The organism is Ktedonosporobacter rubrisoli, assembly GCF_004208415.1.
In the GTDB taxonomy this organism is placed as follows: domain Bacteria; phylum Chloroflexota; class Ktedonobacteria; order Ktedonobacterales; family Ktedonobacteraceae; genus Ktedonosporobacter; species Ktedonosporobacter rubrisoli.
Genome location: NZ_CP035758.1, coordinates 5,380,803 through 5,405,189, shown reverse-complemented (window position 1 = coordinate 5,405,189; position 24,387 = coordinate 5,380,803). Strand labels below are relative to the sequence as shown.

At 54.2% G+C, this 24,387-nt stretch carries 10 protein-coding genes; 5 read left to right on the top strand and 5 right to left on the bottom strand.

The features are described from left to right. Positions 1-2 precede the first annotated feature (2 nt). The 4 genes from EPA93_RS23535 to EPA93_RS23520 all read left to right on the top strand — a co-directional run bounded on the left by EPA93_RS23535 (position 3) and on the right by EPA93_RS23520 (position 5,344). Entirely contained in the window at positions 3-953 is a 951-nt protein-coding gene (locus EPA93_RS23535) for an ABC transporter permease (protein WP_129889849.1), read from the top strand. Positions 954-1,109: 156 nt separating this feature from the next. Beyond that, on the top strand, positions 1,110-2,252 hold the full coding sequence (locus tag EPA93_RS23530; protein ID WP_129889848.1) for an ABC transporter ATP-binding protein: 1,143 nt from the start codon (positions 1,110-1,112) through the stop codon (positions 2,250-2,252). Next, positions 2,249-3,346: an ABC transporter ATP-binding protein gene (locus EPA93_RS23525; RefSeq protein ID WP_129889847.1), complete on the top strand. Its 1,098-nt coding sequence runs from the start codon at positions 2,249-2,251 to the stop codon at positions 3,344-3,346. The genes EPA93_RS23530 and EPA93_RS23525 overlap by 4 nt, the downstream gene beginning before the upstream one ends. A 420-nt stretch (positions 3,347-3,766) precedes the next feature. After that, positions 3,767-5,344, top strand: a complete 1,578-nt coding sequence (locus EPA93_RS23520) for an acyl--CoA ligase family protein (RefSeq protein ID WP_129889846.1) — start codon at positions 3,767-3,769, stop codon at positions 5,342-5,344. Between the two features lie 50 nt (positions 5,345-5,394). Here EPA93_RS23520 and EPA93_RS23515 read toward each other — a convergent pair whose 3' ends face one another. The 5 genes from EPA93_RS23515 to EPA93_RS23495 form a co-directional block, all read right to left on the bottom strand. Beyond that, positions 5,395-6,267 (bottom strand): arginase family protein, encoded by an 873-nt coding sequence (locus tag EPA93_RS23515; RefSeq protein ID WP_165423345.1) that lies wholly within the window; start codon positions 6,265-6,267, stop codon positions 5,395-5,397. A gap of 205 nt (positions 6,268-6,472) precedes the next feature. Continuing rightward, complete coding sequence (locus EPA93_RS23510) at positions 6,473-7,222, bottom strand: thioesterase II family protein (RefSeq protein WP_129889844.1); 750 nt, start codon at positions 7,220-7,222, stop codon at positions 6,473-6,475. A gap of 87 nt (positions 7,223-7,309) precedes the next feature. Next, positions 7,310-12,760: a non-ribosomal peptide synthetase gene (locus tag EPA93_RS23505; protein WP_129889843.1), complete on the bottom strand. Its 5,451-nt coding sequence runs from the start codon at positions 12,758-12,760 to the stop codon at positions 7,310-7,312. Further along, positions 12,757-16,524, bottom strand: coding sequence for a MupA/Atu3671 family FMN-dependent luciferase-like monooxygenase (locus EPA93_RS23500; protein WP_207229638.1), 3,768 nt, complete (start codon positions 16,522-16,524; stop codon positions 12,757-12,759). The genes EPA93_RS23505 and EPA93_RS23500 overlap by 4 nt, the downstream gene beginning before the upstream one ends. A gap of 31 nt (positions 16,525-16,555) precedes the next feature. Then, the gene (locus tag EPA93_RS23495) at positions 16,556-21,760 is read right to left on the bottom strand and encodes a type I polyketide synthase (RefSeq protein WP_129889841.1); all 5,205 of its coding nucleotides are present in this window, start codon (positions 21,758-21,760) and stop codon (positions 16,556-16,558) included. 2,117 nt (positions 21,761-23,877) lie between these two features. Between EPA93_RS23495 and EPA93_RS23490 the strand changes: the two genes are divergently transcribed. Then, complete coding sequence (locus tag EPA93_RS23490; RefSeq protein ID WP_129889840.1) at positions 23,878-24,081, top strand: helix-turn-helix domain-containing protein; 204 nt, start codon at positions 23,878-23,880, stop codon at positions 24,079-24,081. Positions 24,082-24,387: the final 306 nt, after the last annotated feature.

The following is a 24,387-nucleotide window of genomic DNA, read 5'->3' as shown; positions in this document are numbered from 1 at the left end:
CAGTGAATCGATCTCCAGCGCTTACAACAACACTTCCTGGCGAGAAGTCTGTGCCGGCGCGAATTTTAGACATTCTGCATGCAGTCTGGCGTCAGCTGACTATCAATAAGAAGGTTGCAACGGGGAGTGTGATTGTGGCCATTTTCGTCATTGTGGCGATCATTGGACCTTTCTTTGTGTCTCAAACACCTAACGCAATCTCGCATGTGGCGAATGCGAAGCCCTCGGCTGAACACCTGTTAGGGACAACGGATCTGGGCCAGGATATCTTTAGCCAGTTGGTGGCCGGCACGCGCAACTCTATCTTCTGGGGTTTTGTGACGGGCCTGGCGGTAACTATCATTTCGATGGTCGTAGGCCTGGTAGCCGGCTATTTCGGCGGTATCGTTGATGATATTCTCTCCCTGCTCACGAATGTCTTTCTTGTCTTGCCTGGTTTGCCCCTGGCCATCGTTTTTGCCTCATATTTCCCGCATGGGGAAGTAACTGTGGCTCTGGCTGTCATTCTGACGAACTGGGCCTGGGGGGCCCGTATGCTGCGGGCGCAAACGCTCTCGGTGCGCAGTCGCGAATTTGTGACGGCAGCGCGTTCCTGTGGTGAGTCTGCCTGGCGTATCATCTTTTTTGAGATCCTGCCAAATGAAATCTCTATTATCGCTGCTAATTTTGTAAGCACTACAATCTTTGTCATTCTTGCCATTGCCTCGCTAGAATATCTGGGCCTTGGCGATTTCAATACGGTGAGCTGGGGCATGCTCCTCTATGAGGCTCAGGTGGGCCAGGCTCTTTTCGCAAATGCGCTCTGGTGGTTTGTGCCTCCCGGTCTCTGTATTGCACTATTAGGTGCTGGTCTGGCGCTCATCAACTTTGGCATTGATGAAATTGCTGACCCTCGCCTGCGTACGGAGCCGACGCTCAAGCGTATAAAGAAGAAACTGATCCATCAGTCATAATGACTTCTTTTAGATGTGTAAATATGTTACATTATGATTAGATAGGCAACCGAGCGGGTGCTTGGCATCTACGACGGCAGCTAGATACGAAGTGGTGTCTGGGTGGCTATCAAGAAGGTGTGGTAGCATCTTTTTCAACATACTTTAGGAGGCATAATGGTAACGAGCGCAGGTACAAATAAGCTCCTTGAAGTCAAGCATATGTGTGTCGATTATATGGCTGCCAATGGAACCGTCCACGCAGTTACCGATGTGAGTTTCACGTTAGAGCGTGGAGAAATTCTTGGCCTGGCCGGTGAGAGCGGCTGTGGTAAATCGACACTAGCTTATGGCATCTCGCGTCTATTGCGTCCGCCTGCCGTGACTACTAATGGTGAGGTACTCTACTATCCCCGACCGCGCGAGAATGGGCGCCGGCTGGAAATAAGCTCCCTGAGAGGCGCGCCTGTGCGCGAAGATGGCGCTATCGATATTTTGCGGCTGTCGCCGGAGCAGTTGCGTACGTTCCGCTGGAGCGATCTGGCAATTGTTTTCCAGAGCGCAATGAATGCGCTCAACCCGGTTATGAATATTGGCACACAGATTATGGATGTGCTACGTACGCATCGGCCTGAGATGGGGCCAGATCAGCGCAAGCAGCGCGCTGTGGAGTTGCTTAAGCTTGTGGGCATTGCGCCCGATCGACTGCGCAGCTATCCGCACGAGTTAAGCGGCGGGATGCGGCAGCGCGCTATGATCGCGATAGCCCTGGCGCTGACGCCCGAATTGATTATTATGGATGAGCCAACGACGGCTCTTGATGTTGTGGTGCAGCGTGAAATCCTTGAATTGATTATGGATCTCTGTAAAGAGTTTGGGATGACGCTTATCTTCATTACCCACGACCTCTCGCTTCTGCTGGAATTGGCCGATAAGATTATCATTATGTATGCCGGGCGTATTGCCGAGAAGGCAAGCAGCCAGGATCTCTATCTGCACCCGCGCCATCCCTACAGTTATGGCCTGCTGAATTCATTCCCTACACTGCATGGGCCACGCCGCAAGATGATTGGTATCCCGGGCTCTCCGCCCGACCTGCGCGATGTACCATCTGGATGTGCTTTCCATCCACGCTGTCCGTTGGCCTTTAGCGCCTGTAAGTCGGCCCTCCCCGTTTTGCAGCCGGCGTTGGCTGAGATTCCCGGTCAGCTGGTGACCTGCCATCTTTACAATCAACAATATAATTCGGGGCGGACGCCAACAACGGCCGACCTGGCGGCGAAGTACGATGCCCTGGCTGAAGGGAGTGCGGTCCGATGAGTGTGATCAATCAAGAAGTAACTGCTCGTAACTGGCAGGAGGCAGCTGCCCCTGTGCTGGAGGCCATCCATCTGCAGAAGCACTTCCCTGTGCGCCAGTTCAATCTCTTTGGCGAGAAGCAAGTTGTGCATGCTGTGGAAGATGCTAACCTGGCGCTTTATCCTGGGCGCGCAACGGCCCTGGTTGGTGAAAGCGGCAGCGGAAAGACAACGATAGCACGTATGCTTGCGCGTTTGTATGATCCAACGGGAGGCGAGATTCGCTTTCGCGGCGCGCCGGTTAAATTAGAGAAGGGGCCGGCTGCTCTGCGGGCCTATCGCCGGCATGTGCAACTTGTCTTCCAGGACCCGTTTGCTTCGCTGAATCCAGTCCATGATATACGCTATCATCTCAGCCGCCCCTTGCGTATATTTAAGCACGCACGTTCCAACGTTGAGGCCAATGAACAAGTGCTGGCACTGCTAAGACGCGTCAGCCTGACGCCGGCCGAACAATTTATTCAGAAGTTTCCTCACCAGCTCAGCGGAGGACAGCGCCAGCGTATTGCTATTGCGCGTGCGTTGGCTGTCCGCCCCGAGGTCTTGCTTGCCGACGAGCCGGTTTCGATGCTGGATGTCTCTATCCGTATGGATATCCTCAACCTGCTCTTGCGCCTGAAAGAGGAAGAGCATCTGGCTTTGCTCTATATTACGCATGATATCGCGAGCGCGCGCTATTTTGCTGATGATACTGTGGTCATGTATGCCGGGCAGATGGTTGAGGGTGGCCCAAGCGAGGAAGTGACGCAGCGGCCAAAGCATCCTTATACGCAGTTGTTGCTTTCGGCGGCCCCTGACCCTGACCGCATTGGACCCGATGGTAAGAGTAAATCGACCTTGCCGGCTCGCGGCGAGATTCCTAGCCTGATTAAACCGCCTACTGGCTGTCGCTTCCATCCACGCTGCCCGCATGCTATGCCAGTATGTAAGGAGCGTTTCCCCAAACGCACTGAACTCGGTGGTGGGCACTGGACTAACTGTTTCCTGTATGGAGATGGCGGGGATGCTCCTATACCCTCTACACAGGCCGCTCCGCCTGCCGCGCCTGCCCAATAGGTAGCGAGTAGGCGCTAGAAATATTGGCTTTCGTCTGGCTGGTCGTGCTCTGGCCTTGAGTAAAAGTAGCGCGGCCAGCCAGATGCGCAGCGTTTATGTCTTAACCCTCTATGCTATTTAGCCAACTTGCTCTTCGTTACCTGTTGCCTTCAATTCCTGCCGGGAGAGCGCGGGGCCTGCCTGATACGCTCTGCACATCCCTGGCTATTGACCTGGAAATCCGCTTGTATGATACTAGTAGCTATCAGTTTTCCTATATTCGTGACCTGTCTGAGCGGGTCCGGCACGCTGATACGAAAACGTATATTTGCTGGTGTGGCACAATAATTACAGGCGTCGCCTGTTAGTATGGTCTCAGCTTGCTCTCTACTAACGAAAGCAGGATATGTCTCTGCCGAGAGACGACAGGAGGAATTCCTGATGGAAGAAAAAGTCTATCGAACTGAGCTAACACCCGTAAGTTTCCTGGAACGTAGTGCCCTTATTTTTCCCGAGAAGACCGCGATTGTGCATGGCGAGCGCAAATATAGCTATCGCCAGTTTGCTGAGCGCGTCTATCGCCTGGCCTCGCATTTGCGCACCTCTGGCCTGCAGAAACATGATCGCGTGGGGTTTCTGTGTCCCAATACTCCGGCCCTGCTCGATGCCCACTATGCAGTTCCGGCTGCCGGCGGCATTCTTGTCGCGATCAATACGCGCCTGAATAGCCAGGAGATCGAGTTTATTCTGCAGCATTCGGGCGTAAAGTTTCTCTTCGTCGATGCTGAGCTTTATCCCCTGGTTGAGCCCTTGTCCTTGCAAGGGATGCAGGTTGTACGTATCGCTGATACGGGCTTGCCTGACGATCCATATGAAGTATTTCTCGCCCAGGGCTCTCCTGAGCCTGTAGAGAGCTGGCTTGAGGATGAGGAAGAAACTATCTCGATCAATTATACTTCGGGTACGACTGGCAATCCTAAAGGCGTGATGTATACCTATCGTGGGGGCTATCTCAATGCCTTAGCCGAGGTTATGTCAACGGGAATGAGCAGCGAAAGCGTCTATTTGTGGACTTTGCCTATGTTTCACTGCAATGGCTGGTGCTTTACCTGGGGCGTGACTGCCATTGGTGCGACGCATGTCTGTCTGCGCAAGCTCGATCCAGGGACTATCTGGGAGCTCTTCGAGCGCGAAGGTGTAACACATTATAATGGTGCGCCAACAGTGCATATCTTCCTGGTGAATCATCCCAATGCGCATCGTCTCTCGCGCCAGATCACTGTGACGATTGCCGGAGCGCCGCCTTCGCCTACGCTGCTGGGACGCTTAAAGGAGCTCAATTTTCGCCCGATCCATGTCTATGGCCTGACAGAGACATATGGTCCCTATACGATCTGTGAGTGGCAGGAGGGTTGGGAGGATTTGCCGGCGACTGAACTTGCGCGCTTGCTGGCTCGCCAGGGTCAGGGCAACGTTGTGGCGGAGCGTGCGCGCGTGGTTGATAGCGCTATGCGGGATGTGCCGCGCGATGGGCAGACGATGGGCGAGGTTGTGATGCGAGGAAACAACGTGGCTAAGGGCTACTTTGCCAATCCTGAGGCCACGGAGAGGTCTTTTGCTGGCGGCTGGTTCCACTCGGGCGATATTGGGGTCTGGCATCCCGATGGCTATATTGAGCTGCGCGATCGGGCTAAAGATGTGATCATTTCGGGCGGCGAAAATATCTCGACGATTGAGGTGGAGCAGGCTGTGGCCGGGCACCCGGCGGTGCTGGAGTGCGCGGTTGTCTCGATGCCTGATGAGAAGTGGGGCGAGCGCCCGAAAGCCTTTGTAACGCTTAAGGAGGGCCAGAGTGCTAGCGAAGAGGAGATCATTGCCTTCTGCCGCGAACGTATTGCGCACTTTAAATGCCCGGCCAGGATAGAGTTTGGGGATCTGCCCAAGACGTCTACTGGCAAGGTCCAGAAGTTTGTCTTGCGTGAGCGTGCCTGGGCAGGTCATGAGAAGCGTATCAATTAGCTGGGAGATGGCCGGGCAACCACACAGGCTGCCCGGCGCTGAAAGGGCCGCTAGCTGGTCCCTATGACGGCCATGGCCATCTCGATGCCAAAGATACTGCCAAGCTTGCCTGGATCGCTGGAAGGGTTGTAAGCGGCCAGCGAGAGGGCTTTGATTGGTAGGAGATGCCCAAGCGTAGCGGCGGCCTCAAGCAGGTTCTGGCGCGGAGGCCAGTAAGGGGCCGGCGTAAGTGCGCCCGGCACTACTTCGGGGCCGGCAACGTCAAGGTCGATATGCACGTACCAGCCGGCAGCCTCGTTTAGGCGCGGCCTGAAGGCTTGAGCGACGCGCTCGCTTACGTTGGCGTGCGTGAGCTCATGGGCGTCGAGGTGGAGGATCGGATGGGTCTGTAGCGCGGCGATTTCGCCTGGATCAAGATCGCTGGTCCCGAGCAGGGCCGCAGCCTCCGGTCGCACAGGTGTGTCCAGGCCGGCCGCCTCGCGCCAATCGGCAAATTCCCAGCCCAGCGCTACGGCGTAGGGCATGCCACCGATCATGCCGCTGGTAGTTGTCTCCATTGTGGCCATATCGCCGTGGGCATCGAACCAGGCCACCCCTGCACTGCCACAGGCCTGCGCGACTCCTCCGATGGCTCCCGGCGCATGGTTGCAGTCTCCCTCAAGTACTAAGGCGATTCTATCCGGATTGTGCAATGCTGCACTCACTTGCTCGGATGTGTAATGGGCGATGCGGCCAAGATTCGTGATGGTGTCGCGCGTGCGCTCTTTGTTGGGCAGCTCAATCCAGACCGGATCGATGACTGTATGCCCGGCAGAGCGTAGCCTGTCGATAAGGCCGGCATTCAGATAGGCTTGCGGTCCGAGCGCGCAGCCCCAACGTCCGACATCGATTTGAAACGGTACACAGATAATCGAGATTTCCAAATGAAAGCCTCCTGTTCTGTTGCTATCTCTGTGGAGAGGGTATAAGGAGCGCATGTAGCGTGCGCTCTTGCGGCTGACCCTCCTGCTACAGTTTGCTTTGTGCATGAAGCAGAGGACGATAGAAGGGTTCTCAAAATAGAAATTGTTACCTCTCTTTCCTGTAGGGCTAGCCGCGTGGGCAAATGCGAGCAAGGAATGAGAGGCATCAATTCAAAGTAAGTAGAGCTTGGGTTGTGGCCTGCAGCAGGCGCTCTTGCTCACCATGTAAAAAGAAATGATCTCCTGGGAAAATATAGAGCTTGAATGCCTTTGTAGTTTGTTCATTCCAGGCCATCAGCTCCTGACGGCTGACTGTGGCGTCCTGCTCGCCTCCGAAGGCTGTGATAGGGCAATCCAGTGGAGTTTCTGCTATATACGCGTGGGTCTCGTAGAGCTTGAAATCGGCTCTGAGCGTTGGGGAGAGCAATTCCATGAGCTCGGCATTCTGTAGAACCGCCTCTGGCGTGCCTCCCAGGCTGGCCAGCTTCGCAAGAAATTCTGGCTCCGCCAGGTCATGAATAGCCTCATCGCGATGAGGGAGTTGAGGCGCGTGCGCGGCGGCTATAAATAAGTGTGCAGGACCTGGCTGCTGTTGGCGACGCAGAAGGCGCGCCAGCTCAAAGCTAATGTGGGCTCCCATGCTATAGCCAAAGAAAGCAAAGGGCAGATCCAGGTAAGGTGCAAGGACCTGTCTCAAGGTCTTGACCAGTGGCGAAAGTTGCGTAAAGGGGGGCTCCTGTATTCTATTTTCGCGCCCGGGAAGCTGGATTGCACAGACTTCGATATCGCGTGGCAGCTTGTTAAACCACTGACGGTATATAGATGCTCCGCCGCCCGCGTAGGGAAAACAGAAGAGCCGCAAGCGTGGCTGGGCTTTAGAGCGCACTAGCCAGGGGACTGTTGACATACTCGTCATGATCCATCCTTTGTGCAAACTGAGACCTTCAGGCTCGGTAACCTCATGCCCCTACTGCTTGCCAGTAGAGGCATGAAGCATGGCTGTTTAGAAGTAGTAGGTGGCACAACCTACCTGGATACCCGATCCAACGCTGATAATCAGGCCAATATCTCCCGGCCTGGCTATCTGCTGCTCACGTACATGCTGCAAGACGTAAGGCAGCGAGGACGTATAGAGATCGTGCTCTGGATGCAGGTCCACCAGCTTCTCTTTATCAACCTTTAGTATATCACCTAAGCGGCTCGTGAAGTCGCTAGAGATCTGTTGCGGTAGCACAACTTTGATCTGCGACATATCGAGCTGCTCAACGCTGAGCAGTTCCTTGACAGTTTCCTCAATGCATTGCAGGTAGTAGTCCTGAAGCCTGGAATCCGTCTCGAAGCGCATGGTCATTTTGCCTTTGCGCAGCTCGCTATGGGCATCGAACGCCTCGATATAATCGGTGAAGTACTTGAAGACGAAATTGCCAAAGCCTGTCTTGCCATCGGGGCTTTCGTCGAGAATAAGGGCAGATCCGGTTTCCTCAAGGCCCAGCAGCTCTTCAGGAATGATATCGCGGTTATTCTCGATCTCGGCAGTAACGAGCAAGGCGCGATTGGCCTTATTTGCTTTGAGCATACCAATGGCCGCATAGCAGGCATTGAGCAAGCCAAGCGAGCCGTTGAAGATATCGAAGGCGAAGGTCTTCTTCTCTGTGGGCAGCTCAATAGCGTCATTGATGCCGAGATCGCCCTCTATAATGGCCGCTAGCGCTGGCTCGCAGATCAGTTCATCGCGGTAGACGCCTGCGTACATCAGCAGGTCGATATCCTCGCGGGCATGCTCCGAGTTGGTGAGAGCAGCCTCGGCCGCCGCCTGAGCCAGGGTCAGCACCTCTTTCTTCACTTCCGCGCCAGCGGGAATAGTCCCGACGCTCTCAACGCGTATGCGCTGTTGGGAAGGGAGCAGCGGACGTTGCCAAGCGGGATCGTGAGCTACTTTTTCTGGCTTATACTCGCCAGCTTCAACGCGCCTGATGCGTTCAGGCAGATCGTCAAAGGTGTAGATTGCGGCCCCGATAGTTGCGCCAGAGCCAGTGATGCCAAAGACCACATTATCGCCAGAATTGATGCGACCCGAGCGTATATGGTCGCCGAGAGCTACCATCTGGGTCGTGGTGGCCGTGTTGGCGCGCTCAGCAATGTTGTTGATGACATTATCCTGGGTGCAGACCTCCTGCCCATAGTAGCTATTAATTTCGCGCGCGGCGTCGCGAATGGTTGTGTTAGAGGTCTGGTGAATGATAATGTGCTGGAACTCTGAGGTTGGCCAGCCAGTGCGCTGGATAATCTGCGCGGCATGCGCGACCGCATACTTCATATTCACGGCTGAGACCCTTACCGCGTCGGTATACATGATGGCGCCACCGTGCTCTCTATCAGTGGCTTTGCCGATGCAATCCCGACTATAGTGGCCAAGCGTGAAGAGCTCGAAATCGTGGAAGCCGATCTTCTGATCTGGCGCTTTCTCCAGGATCACGGCCGCACCTGCGTCGCCGACTGTCAGACAGGCCATGCGCGAGTCCATGAAGCCTTCTAGCTCTTTCTGCGCTGTATCGATCAGGTGCGTGATGTATTCGCCGCTGACCGCCAGGCCGCGCCTGATCAGGCCCGCCTTGAGGAAGGCATCAATGATATCGATGGCCGTAAACAGTCCCGTGCAGGCATTGTCGAGATCGAAGACGATGGCATTGGTAAAGCCAAAGTAGCGCTTGAGCTGCACAGAAGTGCTTGGCTCAAATTCGAAGCGCTGATTAGGTCCGTTGCAGCGCGAAATGTTGCCGCAGATCAGGAGGTCGATATCCTCCGGATTGTACTTCGATTTGGCCAGGCAGTCGGCGATGGCTTTCTTGGCAAGATCGATCGAGAATTCGGTCTCACCGGCCATGCGCCTGTTTTTGATACCGGTCAGGCGAGCCAGCGGGAAGCGAATCGGCTTGACGCAATTCTTGACGATTTCGTCGGTAGAGACGATCTTCGGTGGCAGGTAAACGCCAAGGCTCTCGATCACAGTATTGGCAAGGGTTGGCTGCATCACGTTGACCGGTTGCGGTGCTTCCTGGCTAGCAGGTGGTGCGGGCTCTGGCTCTACTTGAGTTTGCGCGCTCGGCATAAGCGGGGCTGAGCTTTTTTGCTCGATAGCGGCGGCCAGCTCGGCGATGGTCTGGAATTCAAAGAGCATCTCCAGCTCAAGCGGGAGGCCTGTCTCGTTGACTTTGGAGATGATTTCCAGGCTCTGGATCGAAGCTCCGCCCAGATCGAAGAAGTTGTCGTGAATGCCAACCTTCTCGATGCCCAGCACTTCAGCCCAGATGCGGGCCAATTGCTGTTCCGTGGGAGTCTGGGGAGCCACAAAGGCGTTCTCCAGCTCGGGACGCGAGGTATCGGGAGCCGGTAAGGCCTTGCGATTTACTTTGCCGTTGGGCTGCAAGGGGAAGCTATCCAGGAACAGAAATGCTGCGGGCACCATGTAGTAGGGTAGCTTATCCTTTAAGAAGTCGCGCAAAGCTTCGATGGAGAGGCCAGCTTCCTGCGGATTGAGCTGTACAGGCGTGCTGTCGCTCTGCTTCCCTGTGGCCCTGGTCTGGCCGCTGGGAACCAGGTAGGCGACGAGGCGCTTATTGCCTGGTGTATCTTCGCGTGCCATCACTACAACTTCTTTGAGGGTCGGATGCTGAGCCAGCACGGCCTCAATCTCGCCCAACTCGATACGGAAACCGCGAATCTTGACTTGATGATCGATACGCCCCAGGAACTCTATGGCCCCATCGGCGCGGTAGCGGGCCAGGTCTCCAGTTCTGAAAAGGCGAGCCTGCGGGTCCTGACTGAAGGGATCACGCACAAACTTCTCGGCTGTCAATTCGGGGCGGTTAAAGTAGCCACGAGCCACGCCAACGCCGCCGATGTAGAGCTCGCCGGCCACGCCAACGGGGACCGGGTTCTGGGACTGGTCAAGGATATAGATCTGGGTATTGGCAATCGGACGGCCAATCGGCACAATCAGATCGCGACTGCCGCGCTGACAGGCCCAGTAAGTAACGTCGATGGCAGCTTCGGTCGGACCGTAGAGATTGTGCAATTCGGCATCAAGGCTGGCAAAGAAGCGCTCTTGCAGATCAAAGGGCAGCGCCTCGCCGCTACAGATGACGCGCTTTAAGCTCTTGCCGCGCTCGGCCAGCTCTGGCTCCAGCAGGAAGGCTTGCAGCATTGAGGGTACAAAGTGCAGCGTCGTGATGTGCTCTTCGGCAATGATTGAGGCCAGGTAAGCCGGGTCCTGTTGCCCGCCTGGACGCGCTACGACAAGCGCGGCGCCGCTCAGTAAGGGCCAGAAGAACTCCCAGGCCGAGACGTCGAAGCTGAAAGGCGTCTTTTGTAAGACGCGATCCTCTGCCGTAAGCTTGTAGGTTTGCTGCATCCAGTAGAGGCGATTGCAGATGCCGCGGTGCGTATTCATGACGCCCTTGGGCTTGCCTGTAGAGCCAGAGGTATAGATCATATAGACAAGATTCTCTGGTCCGACAGAGCTGCAAGGATTCTCCTCCTGGGTAGAGGCTGGCACTTGCCAGTTCTGCCAATCCTCATCCAGACAGAGCTGTTTTGCCGCGATCTCGGGCAGCTCGCGCGCAATATGCGTCTGGGTTAAGAGTACGGGAACCTGTGCATCCTGCAGCATATATGAGAGCCGTTCCTGGGGATAGGCAGGATCAAGCGGCACATAGGCCCCACCGGCCTTGAGAATGCCCACAAGAGCAACAACCATTTCAAGAGAGCGCTCCATGCACACGCCGACCAGCGTATCTGGTCCGATACCCATGGCCTGAAGTGTGTGCGCCAGGCGATTGGCCCGGCTGTTTAATTCGCGATACGAAAGGATCGTGCCCTCAAAGATCACGGCCGGTGCCTCTGGCGTGCGCTGAACCTGCTCCTCGATAAGCTGATGGAGGGTGGCATGCTCGGGATAAGGGCTCTGCGTGGCGTTCCACTTAAGTAGGATCTGCTCCCGCTCAGCCTCGCTCAGTAGGGGAAGATCCTGCACGCGTTGCGTAGGTTGTTCGACGATGCCGTTCAATAAAGTCTGGAAATGTTCGGCCATGCGGGCAAGCGTGCTGGCTTCGAATAGATCGGTATTGTAGCGAAAATCGGCGGCCAGAAAATGCTCGTGCTCAAAGATCGTCAGCGTCAGATCGAAAGGCGCTCCCTGTTGGCCATAGGCGAAGGGTTCCAGGCTGAGATGCTGACCATTTTTGCCGTTATGGCCATTTTGTGCTGATTGCACAGGTTCGCTGGCAATGCGCATCTTATCCCAGATAAACAGTGTCTGGAAGATCGGCGAATAGCTGGGATCACGTTTGGGTTGGAGCTGCTCGACAAGAAGCGGGAAAGGATAATCCTGATGTTCAAGCGCGCCAAGCACAATGCGGCGCACCTGGGCGAGCAGATCTTTAAAGCTTGGATTGCCGGCGAAATTGGCGCGCAGGGCCACGGGATTAGCGAGATAGCCCACCACCTTTTCCAGCTCGCTGCGGTTACGCCCGAGCGCCGGAGTGCCGGTAATCAAATCTTCCTGGTGTGAATAACGGAATAATAAGGTCTGGAAAGCTGCCAGCAGCAGCATAAAGAGCGTCACCTGTTCGCCGTTAGCCAGCGTACGCAGGCGCCTGGAAAGCTCCTCGCTGAGCGTAAAGCTGTGGGAAGCTCCGCGATAAGATTGAACGGGCGGACGAGGACGATCGGTAGGCAGGTGGGTTACCGGTAAATCACCTGCTAACTCCTCCAGCCAGTAGGCGCGCAAGCGCTGGCCCTCGGGACCGGCCAGCATCTCGTTTTGTTTGCGTACGTATTCGCTATACTGTGGCCCTGGCGCTGCTAGCGGCGAGGGAAGCCCCAGGCTATCGGCCGCATAGAGCGCATAGAGCTCCTCAACGAGAATGTCGAGCGACCAGAAATCGACAGCGATATGGTGAACAGTCAGGGCAAGAATATAATCTTGATGAGAGCGAGCAAACAATTTTACGCGTAATATGGGTCCCTGTTCTAGATTGAAGGGGCGATTCCCCTCTTCTTCCAATTGCTGTCGCAAATACTCCTCGCTCCAGCCGGCGGCCTCGATAAGCTCGACATTGACTGCCTGCTCTGGATGGAAGCGCTGGATGGGTTCGTTCTCCTGCATGCCATACGTAGCAGTAAGGATAGGGTAGCGATGAATCAAAGCTTGTACCGCGCGCCCAAGCGCCGCAACATCCAATGTTGAACGCACACGTGCCGCATACAAAAGATTGTATGCGGCACTTTCTGGAGCGAGTCGGTACAAAAACCACAAAGCCTTTTGATCGTGGGAAAGGGCCGACCGGTCTTGCGGCTCCTTTGCCTCCTGCGCCTTCTCCCGCAATAGCTGTGCTAGAAGTGCCCTCTTTTCCTCTGGAGAGAGGCTGGCTATTCGTTTTGAGGCGTCATTCATAGGTTAAGTTCCTCTTCCTGCAACATGCGGTTGAGCAGCGAATCCACCTCCTCGTCGGAAAGTTGGTCGAGCTGAGTGAGCAACTGAGCTGCGTCACCCTGGTTGACGAGAGCAACCTGCTTATCCGCTGCCTGACCTTGCTCTGGTGTTTCGGGAGGAGCTGCTGAATCGGCGGTTGCCAGCTGATCGAGTAGCTGGCGCGCGAACTGGGCGATGCTTGGTCCCTGAAGGAATGTCACGATAGGGATGCGCACGCTTAGCTCGTGTTCGAGCCGATTCTTTAATTCGATAGCCATTAAAGAATCAAGCCCCAGGGCTGTCAGAGGCTGTAAAACATCGAGCCTGGATGCAGGAACTCGCAGTACTCCAGACACCTGTTCACAGAGATAGCCTTCCATCAACTGTTGGCGCTCCCCCTGATTTGCACCAAGAATTGTTTGGATAATCGCACTTTTTCCTGATAGTGTAACACCTGCATGGGTCTGATTGCTAGTAGGTGCTTCAACCAGGTTTCTTACCAGGGGAAGTTGAGCAATTTGAGCATAGAATTGCTGCAGAAGATGCCAATCGAGCTTCATCACGCCAACCTGAGCCGCTGCTTGCGGAATAAGCAACTCCAGGGCTTCCAGCACATGTCTGGGGGTAATACGCTGAATGCCGTGCGTTTCCCAGTACTCGTGGACGCGTAGTCCCTCGGGTGTGGCGCCAAAGCCGGTCTCGGATACAGCTCCCCAATCAATGCTCAGAGCTGGCAGGCCCAACGCTCGTAAATGATGAGATAAGGCATCAAGAAATGCTCCTGCTGCTGCATAGTTGCCCTGTGCAGCAGAGCCAATCAGCGAGGCTCCTGAGGAGAATGAGACGAAAAAGTCAAGCGTTGTGCCTTTGAGCAAGGTGTAGAGCAGCCAACCTCCCCTGACTTTGGGGCGGAAGACGGTTTCTAAAGCTGTAATATCGAGATTGGCTAGCGGCCCTACCAGCGAGCGGCCCTGCGTGTCTTGCCAGACTGAGGCGGCGTGAATGACGCCTCTAATAGCCGGGTAGCCCTGGCGCTGGAAATCCTGCAGGAAAGCAGCTAAGCGCTCCTCGTCAGCGACGTCAACCGCTGCATAGTGCACATGGCTGCCCAGCTTTTCTAGCTCGCGTATTCCTGCGATCTGGCGGGCGAGTCTGCTGCCATCCTGTACTTGATCCCAATGCTCGCGAGCCGGTAATACGGTGCGACCTAACAGGATGAGGTGCTGAGCGCCTTTCTGAGCCAGCCAGCGCGCGACCTCAAGGCCGAGTCCCCACAGACCACCGGTAATCAGATAGCTGCTATCGGTGCGCACTGTCAGGTTCTTTTTCTGCCAGTCCTGGCTACGCACCAGGCGGGCGACGTAGCGCTGTCCCTGGCGGAAGGCTAATTGATCCTCACCATGCTCGCCACTAATTGCGTTGAGCAACTGCTGAGCCGTATTTTCTAGCGACTCTTGCGGATCAAGATCGATCAAGCCACCCCAGAACTCGGGATGCTCCATTGCGCAGGTTTTGCCCAATCCCCAGACTGGCGATTGCGCGATCGCGAGCGGTTCAGGCTTTGCGCTGACGGCCTGGGCTCCCCGCGTGGCTAGCCAGAGGCGCGTTGTTTCGGTTGTTCCGGCGTTGATAAGAGCCTTGATTACATTCAGCACGCTACTGACGCCGGTTACCTGATCTGCTTCCAGTGAAGCCGCACTGGTCTGCTCGACTGCCGTAGCATCAAGATTCCAGAGATGGACAATGCCGCGCAGTGAAGCTGATTTGAGCTGGTCCTGAATGACGTGCTGCACATCCTCTGCCTGGGCAGGGTTGAGCTGATAATGGTGAGGCGCCAGGCGTTGATAAGTGTCGGCTGCTACCACAGTACAGACAGTATTGCCATGAGCTTCAAGCAAATCAACAAGTTTCTGGCCAACTCCGGCTTGATCCATAAAGATCAGCCAGCGTCCAGCCTGTGTCGCTGTGCTTGCGGCGGCCTGAGTTTGGGGAGCGGGCTCCCAGCGCAGCTCATAGAGCCAATCGTTGAGCTGGCTTTGTTCTTCTGTTGCCGCGACAGGTTCCGAGCGTTGCAATTGCAGCCCACTGGCCTCGATCAGGATCTGGCCCTCATCATCGAGAATATAGACATCGCCCTCAAAGGCTGCCTGCGCATGCTCCGAGCTCGATTTAAGCACTGCGTGGCTCCAGACCTGTTTGCCGGGCCGCTGGTGAACTTGAAAGCTTTGCAGGCCCGTAGGCAGGTAGAGTGCAGAATCATGGGAGATAGCTGCATCGGGTAACGCGGCTACCAGAACCTGGAAACAGGCATCCAGGAGAGCCGGATGCACCTGGTAGAAGGAGCTATCTCGATCCAGGGTTTCAAGAATCTGGATATGGCCCAGCGCCTCACCATCCCGGCGCCAGAGCCGCTCGATCCCCTGAAAGCTAGCGCCGAGCTGGATACCTCGGTCGCGCAGCCGATTGTAGAAAGCTGAGATAGAGACCTCTTTCTGGCAGCGTTGCTGAATATCCTTCAGCCGGTTTTGCGGAGCAGAGGCCTGCGCAGCTCTCGTTGTGCCGTTATGTTCCTTGACAGGGGCATTGCCGTTAGTGTGTATGTGCAGCGAGGTGTGTTCGGCGTGCGGCAGCTCCAACACCGGGTGCGATGGTGCTGGAGCTGCCGCATTGCTAAGCTCCTTTAGCTGATTCAGGTAGGGCATATTGCGTAGCACAACATCGATATCTACACCGAAGTCGAGCTGACAGGCAATCTCATTGGCTCCTGCCGCGCGCAATTGCGTGACAAGATTTAAGCAGGACTCAGGAGTACCAAATAGCACACGCTCTGTTGAGATAAGTCGCTCATAGACGAATTGCAAGTAGTCGTTGAGATCCTGCTCAGAGAGGCTATTGATATCAACTTTCTGTCCTCTGCTATAAGCTATTGCATTAACAAGATAAGAGGCCGATTTCAGATACTCGCAGAAGGGATCTTGAACCTGTTTATGGACGGCCTCAAGACTTTCCGCAATAAAGGTGTGCAGCATAACCGAGACCAGGCCGGTCTGAGGATCGAAACCGTGTTGCGCACGTGCCTCACGGTAGATACTGATCTTTTCGGCCAATTCCTCGGGGGTCTGGTTATACATATGCGTGAGCAGATTGGCGCCAAGAGCTCCCGCGCCGGCAAACGTCTTGGGATTGCCAGCGGCCGTGACCCAGATCGGTAGCTCAGCTTGTATGGGCGTGGGATAGGTACGTATCTCGACAAGATTGCCATCCCCGCTTTTGACCTTGATGGCTTCTCCACGCCATAACTTCTGTACTGTCTCGATACCGCGATACATCACTTCGTTACGGTTGGTGTAGTTCTCTGGGAAGAAAACAAAGTCGTTGGGATGCCAGCCCGAGGCAAAAGAGATACCAACTCTACCCCCTGAGAGGTTGTCTACCATTGCCCATTCTTCGGCCACCCTGATAGGGTCATGCAGAGGCATGACCACGCTACCGGCGCGCAAGCCGATCTGCCTGGTCTCGCGCGCCAGGGCCGCCAGCAATATGGCCGGGTTGGGATAGAGCCAACCATCCCTGGTAAAGTGGCGTTCGGGAATCCATACAGATGAGAATCCATGCTGGTCAGCGAATCGTGTGCTTTCGATGACCAGGCGATATTTATCTCCGCTAAAAGGAGCCTCACTACTGGAAAAAAAGATGAGTCCGAACCCTATCCCCTTACTATGATCAGGGGTTATTATAGATGACACGATATCCTCCTGAATGAAGTCACAACTTCCTCTAATTATGACTGATCTTTCCAACAGCATGCAATGTCCACAACTTGCGCGGTTGGTCCGGCACACCCGCGGAATGACTGTAGACCTGGAAAGATACCTGTTCATTCGCGTCGGAAGAAAGGACTACCTGGACCTTTTGGGACCCTTGCTCGGGCAGGAGGAGCAGCTTCTTTAGCTCAATGCCTGTCAGAACATGGGTTCCTGGCCCAAAGACTTCCACCGTAGCGGCCTGGGCCATCTCAACATAGACCGAGACCGGAAGAGCCATTGCCCCCTGAATACGGTGGTCGTTTAGATATGGTAGGCGGTGTTTGTCTAGCTCAATTTCCCAAATGTGAGTTTCTGCTGGATGTACCAATTCCATATGGGTGTCAAGGAGTGGATGCCGTCCCGTAGCAGCGCCCTGGCTTATAGATGGAACTGGTGCTTCCTGGTATGAACGTGTATCTGCCTCGCTAATCTCGATCCAGCAGTGCTCGCGTTCAAAGGGATAGGTGGGCAACGGAAGGCGCTGGCGACTATAGTCGCTATCTAGCCCCGACCAGTCTAACTCTATTCCTTGTATATAGAGCGTGGCGACACTGTTTAGAAGCGCTTGCCAATCATTCTGGCCTCTGCGTAGAGAATGCGTCCAGGTTCGCGTATCTTCTGGCAGGCAGCGTTTGCCCATACCCGATAACACAGGAGTGGGGCCAAGCTCCAGGAAGAGATCAAAGCCCTTTTCGGCTAGCGCCTGCATGCCTGCCGCAAACTTGACTGGCTGGCGCGTATGCTGGCGCCAGTAGCTGGCGTTAAGCGTTTCTCCCACGGAGAGAATCTGGCCCGTCAGGTTGCAAACCAGCGGGATGCGCACTGGGGCGTAGTCTATCTGGTCAGCTACCCGCTCGAATGTATCCAGCAATGGTTCCATTAAGGGCGAATGGAAAGCGTGAGAGACGGTCATGGGATGCGTTGTCAGACCCTTTGCCTGCAGGCGTTGTACCAGGGCCTTGACCGCTTCGCGTTCGCCTGAGATGACAGTATTTTTCGGCCCATTGATGGCGGCAATTGAGATCTTGTCCTGGAATGGCTCCAATTCGCTCTGCAACTGTAACTGCTCAGCGAAGATCACAACCATCTCGCCCACCTGCGGCTGTGCTTGCATCAAGCGTGCGCGCATCGTAATAAGCTTGAGCCCATCTTCAAGACTAAACATGCCAGCGACGCAGGCTGCTACATACTCGCCCACGCTGTGGCCCATGACAATATCAGGTTCAATGCCCCATGAGCGCCACAACTCAGCCAGCGCATATTCTAGCGCGAAGAGAGCAGGCTGTGTATACTCGGTCTCGTCGAGCGGAGACGTCGTATTTGGCGCTGGATAGAGCACCGAAAGCAGCGGACGGCTCAGATAAGCTTGCAAGATCTCGGCACAGCGATCAAGCGCTTTCCGGAATGTTGGTTGGGTCTCGTAAAGCTCGCGTCCCATTCCTACATATTGTGAGCCCTGACCGGTGAAGAGGAAGGCAATCTTGCGCCGTCCCTGCACGTGAATATGTCCGTACTGGCTATTCGCCGATGATTGGCCCTGGGCATATGCAGTCAGCTGCTCTTGCAGTTGTGCCGCGTCGGCTGCGGTGATGGCCAGGCGATGCGCGAAGTGCGTGCGTCCAGTATTGGCGGTAAAGCTGGCGTTTGCAATAGAGACTTCCGGATGCTGCGCCAGGAAGGCCGCGTAGTTTTGCGCCTGAACGCGCAAAGCTTTCTCGCTCTGGGCTGAGAGCGTCAGCTGATGGAGGGGACGTTCCAGCGCGCTGGTAGCTTGCTCGCCTTTAGGAGCCTCTTCAAGGATCATATGGACGTTTGTGCCGCCAAAGCCAAAGGCGCTCACCCCAGCCAGGCGCGTGCGACCTGCGGGCCAGGTATGCAGGCTGGTCGGAATCTCGAAAGTCGTGCCTTCGAGAGAGATATGCGAATTCAGCTTCTTCAGATGCAGGTGAGGCGGGATCTCCCCCTTATGCAGACTCAGAACCGTCTTGATCAAGCCTGCAACGCCGGCGGCGGCCTCAAGATGGCCAATGTTGGTCTTGACCGAACCCAGCAAGCAGGGTTGCTCTGAGCTGCGCTGCTGCATCAAGACAGCCTTAAGCGAATCGAACTCGATAGGATCGCCAAGCGGCGTGCTCGAACCATGGGTTTCCACATAACTAATCTGGTCGGCTGTAACGTCTGCATTGCGCAGCGCTTGCCGAATAACTGCTTCCTGCGAAGGTCCGTTAGGCGCGGTCAGACCGTTGCTGCGTCCGTCCTGATTAACCGCTGAGCCACGGATCACTGCCAGGATGTTATCGCCATCTTGTAGGGCCTTAGAGAGCGGTTTAAGCACTACAATACCGCAACCCTCGGAACGGACATAGCCGTCTGCCGAGTCGTCAAAGGTCTTGCAATGGCCATCCGCAGACATCATATGCGCCTGCGAGAAGGTAATCGTCAGCTCTGGGGTGAGAATGAGATTGACGCCGCCGGCCAGGGCCATATCGCATTCGCCGTTGCGCAGGCTCTGGCAGGCCATATGGACGGCAAGCAGCGAAGATGAGCAGGCCGTATCCATGGCCATACTTGGTCCGCGCAGATCGAGTAGATAAGAAAGTCGATTGGCTGCGATACTATGCGCATTCCCGGTGCCTGCGTAGGCGTCGAGGAGCGCAGGATTGCTAAACTGGATCTGGGAGTAATCGCTACTACTAATGCCGACAAAAACGCCAGTCTGGCTTCCTGCAAGCTTATTGGGAGCTATGCCCGCGTATTCGAGGGCTTCCCAGGCTACCTCAAGCAGAAGTCGTTGCTGGGGGTCCATGCGCGAGGCTTCGCGCGGCGCGATGCCAAAGAAATAAGGGTCGAATTGGTCAACCTGCTTCAGGAAACCGCCCCAACGCGTATTCATCTTGCCGGGAGTTGCCTGCTCTGGAGCATAGAACTTTTGCAGGTCCCAACGCTGCTCAGGAACCTCACTAATGCCATCAAGGCCGTTGCGCAAAAGCTGCCAGAACTCCTCAGGGCTCTCTGCTCCTGGGAAACGGCAGCCCAGACCAACAATGGCAATTGCATCGGTTGTTGTTGGCCGCTGGCTCTCCTCGCGAGCTGGAAGCTCTTGAGGCTCCCCTGCGAGATGGCGGGCAACTGCGGCAATGGTGGGATAGTCGTAGACGAGGGTTGGCGAAATAGAGCTACCCAGCCAATCTTCCAGGTCGCCGGCGATACTGATGGCCTGCAGCGAGTCCATACCATAGTGGGCGAAAGGCAGATTTACATCGATCTCGCTGGCTTTTACCTGCAACAACTCAGCGATCTGTGCAATCAGCCAGTTCTGTATCTCCTCTGCCGTATGTCCTGGCCTGGCCTGCTCTATTTCAGGAGAAGCCGCCTGCTCCTCGGAGATAGCTTCGCGCTCGGCCATGGGCTGTTGATCCGCCTGCCCCAGGCGCCATTCGTACACAGTATCCAGTGTACCGTTGAGGAAGGCTTCGCGGGTTGAGCGCCTTTGTACCTTGCCACTAGAAGTCTTATGAATGCTGCCAGTTTTAATCAGCGCCACAGCATAGGGCTGCAATTCGTGGCGTTCTGCCACAGCCGCGCGAATGGCAGCGACAATCTCGTCAAGATTGGAACGCAGATATTGCCGCTCAACTTCCTGCACGAGAACCAGGCGCTCTTCCCCCTGCACCTCGACGGAAAAGGCGACGCCACAGCCAGCGCGCAAGCCGGCATGGCTGTGTTCAACCGTTAGCTCGATATCCTGTGGATAGTGGTTGCTCCCACGAATAATAATCATGTCTTTCAGGCGTCCGGTAATAAATAGCTCGCCATCCTTCAAGAAACCCAGGTCGCCCGTGCGCAGGAACGGCCCTTCGCCAGTATCAGAGATGTGGGCATTGAAAATACGCTCGGTCTCTTCGGCTTTTTGCCAGTAACCTTTGGTAATGCTGGGGCTTGAGACCCAGATCTCACCAACCTCGTCAGGCTGACAGCTGGCCAGAGTGTCAGGGTTAACGATGACAACTTTTTCATCGTGCGCGATCCAACCACTGCTGACAAGGCGGCGTGGGTTTTTATCCTGCTCCGTGGCCACAACTACCCGATTCTGTTCGAGTGCCTCTTCCTGAAACGTCGTGAAGATGGGCGATTGCCCTTTATGGTTGCCCGAGACCACCAGTGTGGCTTCGGCCAAACCATAGCAGGGGTAGAAAGCCTCGCGGCGGAAACCGCACGAAGCAAAGGCCTCAGAAAAGCGCTCAATAGTTTCGGGGCGCACTGGCTCAGCGCCATTGGCCGCCACTTCCCAGTGACTGAGATCCAGTTGTGCCTTCTGCTCAGGAGTAATCTTGCGCACGCAGAGATCATAGGCGAAGTTTGGGCCCCCGCTGATAGTAGCTTTGGTGCGAGATACGGCCTGCAGCCAGCGGAAAGGGCGCTGCAGAAAAGTTGCTGGGGACATAATGGTAGACTCATATCCGCTATATATCGGCTGCAGGATGCCGCCGATAAGGCCCAGATCGTGATAAAGCGGAAGCCAGGTCACCCCATGCGCCGTTGCGGGATGCTCGCAGTAGCGGGCCACTACAGATGAGTTATGCAAAAGATTTCCATGCGTCACCATTACCCCTTTGGGCATTCCTGTAGAACCCGAAGTATATTGAAAGAAAGCCAGCGCATCGGCGCTAATCGCCGGCATTTTCCACTGTTCCTCCATATCGAATGGAATGGTATCAGTGATAATGATTTGCGCCTTCTGGATTTCCGGGCTCTGGGCAAGTAAGCCTTCGACTCTTGATGAGAGCGAGGTAGTAGTTAGGACGACAGCAGGTTCCACGTCGTTGGCGATGGCCCGAAACTTAGTAAGGGTTCGGTCCGAACGTGTAGCCGAGGGTGGATAAACGGGAACAGCTATAATTCCACTATATAAACAACCAAAAAAAGCTGCAATAAATTCTAATCCAGAAGGATAGATTAATAATGCACGCGCTCCACTCTCAGCGCAGCTCTGAAGGGCAGCAGCTACAATGCGAGCTTGGCGATCGAGATCCGCGAAGGTCAGGTATTCTTTCTCTATTTCCCCATCGGTAAGAAAGCTAAAAACGCGCCGGTCTGGCTGTTGGGCTACCCGCCAGCGGAGAAGATCGATCAGTGTAGAAAGCTCAAAATCTGGAGTCGAAATACTTTTACTCAAAGTCCAAAGTTTCCTGTAAAGAAGGCAATAACACCTTCTTGCTACTATACTAGGGAATCGAGTGGGGAAACATATTTAATGTTCACATTTTGATTATACATTCAATCGGGTTATCTGTCAACCACTTAAGCTTGATCGCCATGTGACACACGTCACTGTTTTCACTCTATCCCACCCTTAGAAAATTAGCCTCTAGAATGGAAACAAATATAGCTCTGCTGGCATTCCGCATAAGCACGATTCGTTGTACACAGCCGTAATGCGCTCTCTTTGTGCTGGCACTATAAGCCATACCAGACATATGAACAGCATGAAACGGATTTCAGTTACATTTCTCATAAACAGCTCGCGCTGTACAAGTACAGGAATGTATATATGCAACAACGTATGGAATGCAGAAAAGTAGCAGCAGGTATCCCGGGCTCGACTGGAGAGAAGCATCCAGCGTAGAGCGACTTGAAGCCGCCCACTGCCGGGAAATGCCCTTTCCATTCTTCTGCGAGTTCAGGCAGCTAGAGCTACGCACCATTATAAGCTATGGCTGCCAGAAAGTGTAACAGGTGTCACTCACAGCTCTAGCACAATTTCGGCTTTTCCCTGTTGAACTTAACCTCCATGCTCGGTTTACAGTTGATCTCTAATTCTTTTTACTGGCGACCTGATCGGTAACCCGCGAATAGAGCATCACAGGCGCTTCCAGGACAAATTCTCGGGCCCACTCTTCACGATGAGTGCCTGTGCTTTGTTCACTTTTCCTCTGCGCTGTGAGATAGGTCCGGGTGCATAGAAAGTGTTAGCTCAAAGGCTATTTACTACATTTGCTGCTCTTTCTATGCAAGAGAATATATCGAGAAATTATTGACAAGCAAGCTACCATATGACACACTTACTCTATTGTGGATATAGTCCAGTTACTGTGTTAGACTATAGTCCAGGAATTGCCCCAACCTAACTGCATTCGGTGTAGCTGTGTTTCAGGATAGCTGGCAGATCATGGCATGTGAAAAACTCTTTACCAGAAAATGTATTTTGCAACCCGGGCCATGATTTGTCAAATGCATATTGCTGAACGCTCCTCTAGCGGCGTCGTTCTTGAGGTATTTTTATGTAAGCATCGCAGCCCACAAGCCCGGCGGTTCACGCGCAAGGGCCGCGCAATCCATTCATCAACTTTTTTGGGCGCCTGGTCGCCGCTTTACTTGTGCATTAGGCAGTAGTGTTCCCCATGAAAGAGTATGGGAAGCTTCTCTAACAGCTTCCATACTTTGTTTCTAGAAAAACGTAAAGTAGTAAATTTGTCCTGTAGAGTTATCTACCGTAGGATAAGGCATTGTAATTCGCTAAAAAGGGATTATGATGTGAGAGTCCGCAAGATCGCGACGTAATTCGCTAGCTCGCGACGTGATCCACATTTTCTTTTCAGTTTGCTGTCCTCAGGCAGAAAAAGAAGACGAAAATAGGGAAAGTTAAGGAGCATAGGAAAGTAATGTTACGCTTATCTCCCACAATTTAGTACTATATTTTGCGAACATGATTCTCAAAAATAAACATATACGTAAGTATTAAACAGAGAAGCAGACAATATCTTGTGGAAGAAGATCAGAGGGCAGGTAGCAGGCGCAAGCAGAAGGTTTTGTACAGTCTGGGAACCTTCTAAGCGTGAGGGAAAAGTGCAAAGCGCTGGAGGAAAAAGGGAAAACTTGCACATAGAGCGAGCTTATAAGCGTGCTAAATAACCAATGGCAACAGGGTTTACTTATGTTATCTTAGCCTTCAAATGGCTCGCTCCTCAATAGCCTATGTAGCAATGTAGGTCATCTGCAGACGAATAAAAAATATTCCAGCGTTTATTTCTATAACCGCCTGGCTGCTACTGGGAATAAAGAAGAAAACCTGTTTTTGTTTTCCCAACCCCATGGGAGTTTCGTAACATTTCCGCGTTTGTTGCTCTGTTTCTTTACAGACGGCGCACAATATAGTACAATGTGTGTACAATGTCGCGGTATGTATTATTCGTATACAGTGCTCAGTGCAGCTTTTACCGGTGACGTTGTTTTTTCTAAGGTTAGTAAAAATAAGCTTCGTTGCTGTGGAGCCAAAGAAAGGGAGTAAAACTAATGAGTGACTTGTTAACCGTATCTGAAGTAGCCCGTATTCTCCGTGTAGACGACACGACTGTACGACGCTGGGTGAAACAAGGGGCGCTTGAGGCTGTGATTCTGCCTCATGTCAACGAAAGACAGGCCTATCGCGTGCGCCGCAGTATTGTGGAGAAATTGATCGGATCGCCGGTGGAACTGGCAGAGGTTGAGAGCAAGTAACCTCTAGGACGATGCCTTACCTGAAGGGGAAACCTTGAGGGGACAATAGCATGGCATTAAAGCGGGAGTGCTTGAAGGTATGTAAAGTAAAGGCCCGCGAGTCCTGTGTGCATGGTGAGGCTGTTTTGTCGAACCCGAGTTTCCAGTAGTGGAAGCCTGCACTCATCGCAGCATACCTGAAGCGATGTCACTGCAATACACATCTTATGCGATAGGATGGGCGATTTCGGATCGCCAAAGCTCTCTGCAGTGAACGGGGAGTAAATAACTCTCTTAAGGAAACAAATGGGCACCTAAACACACTTT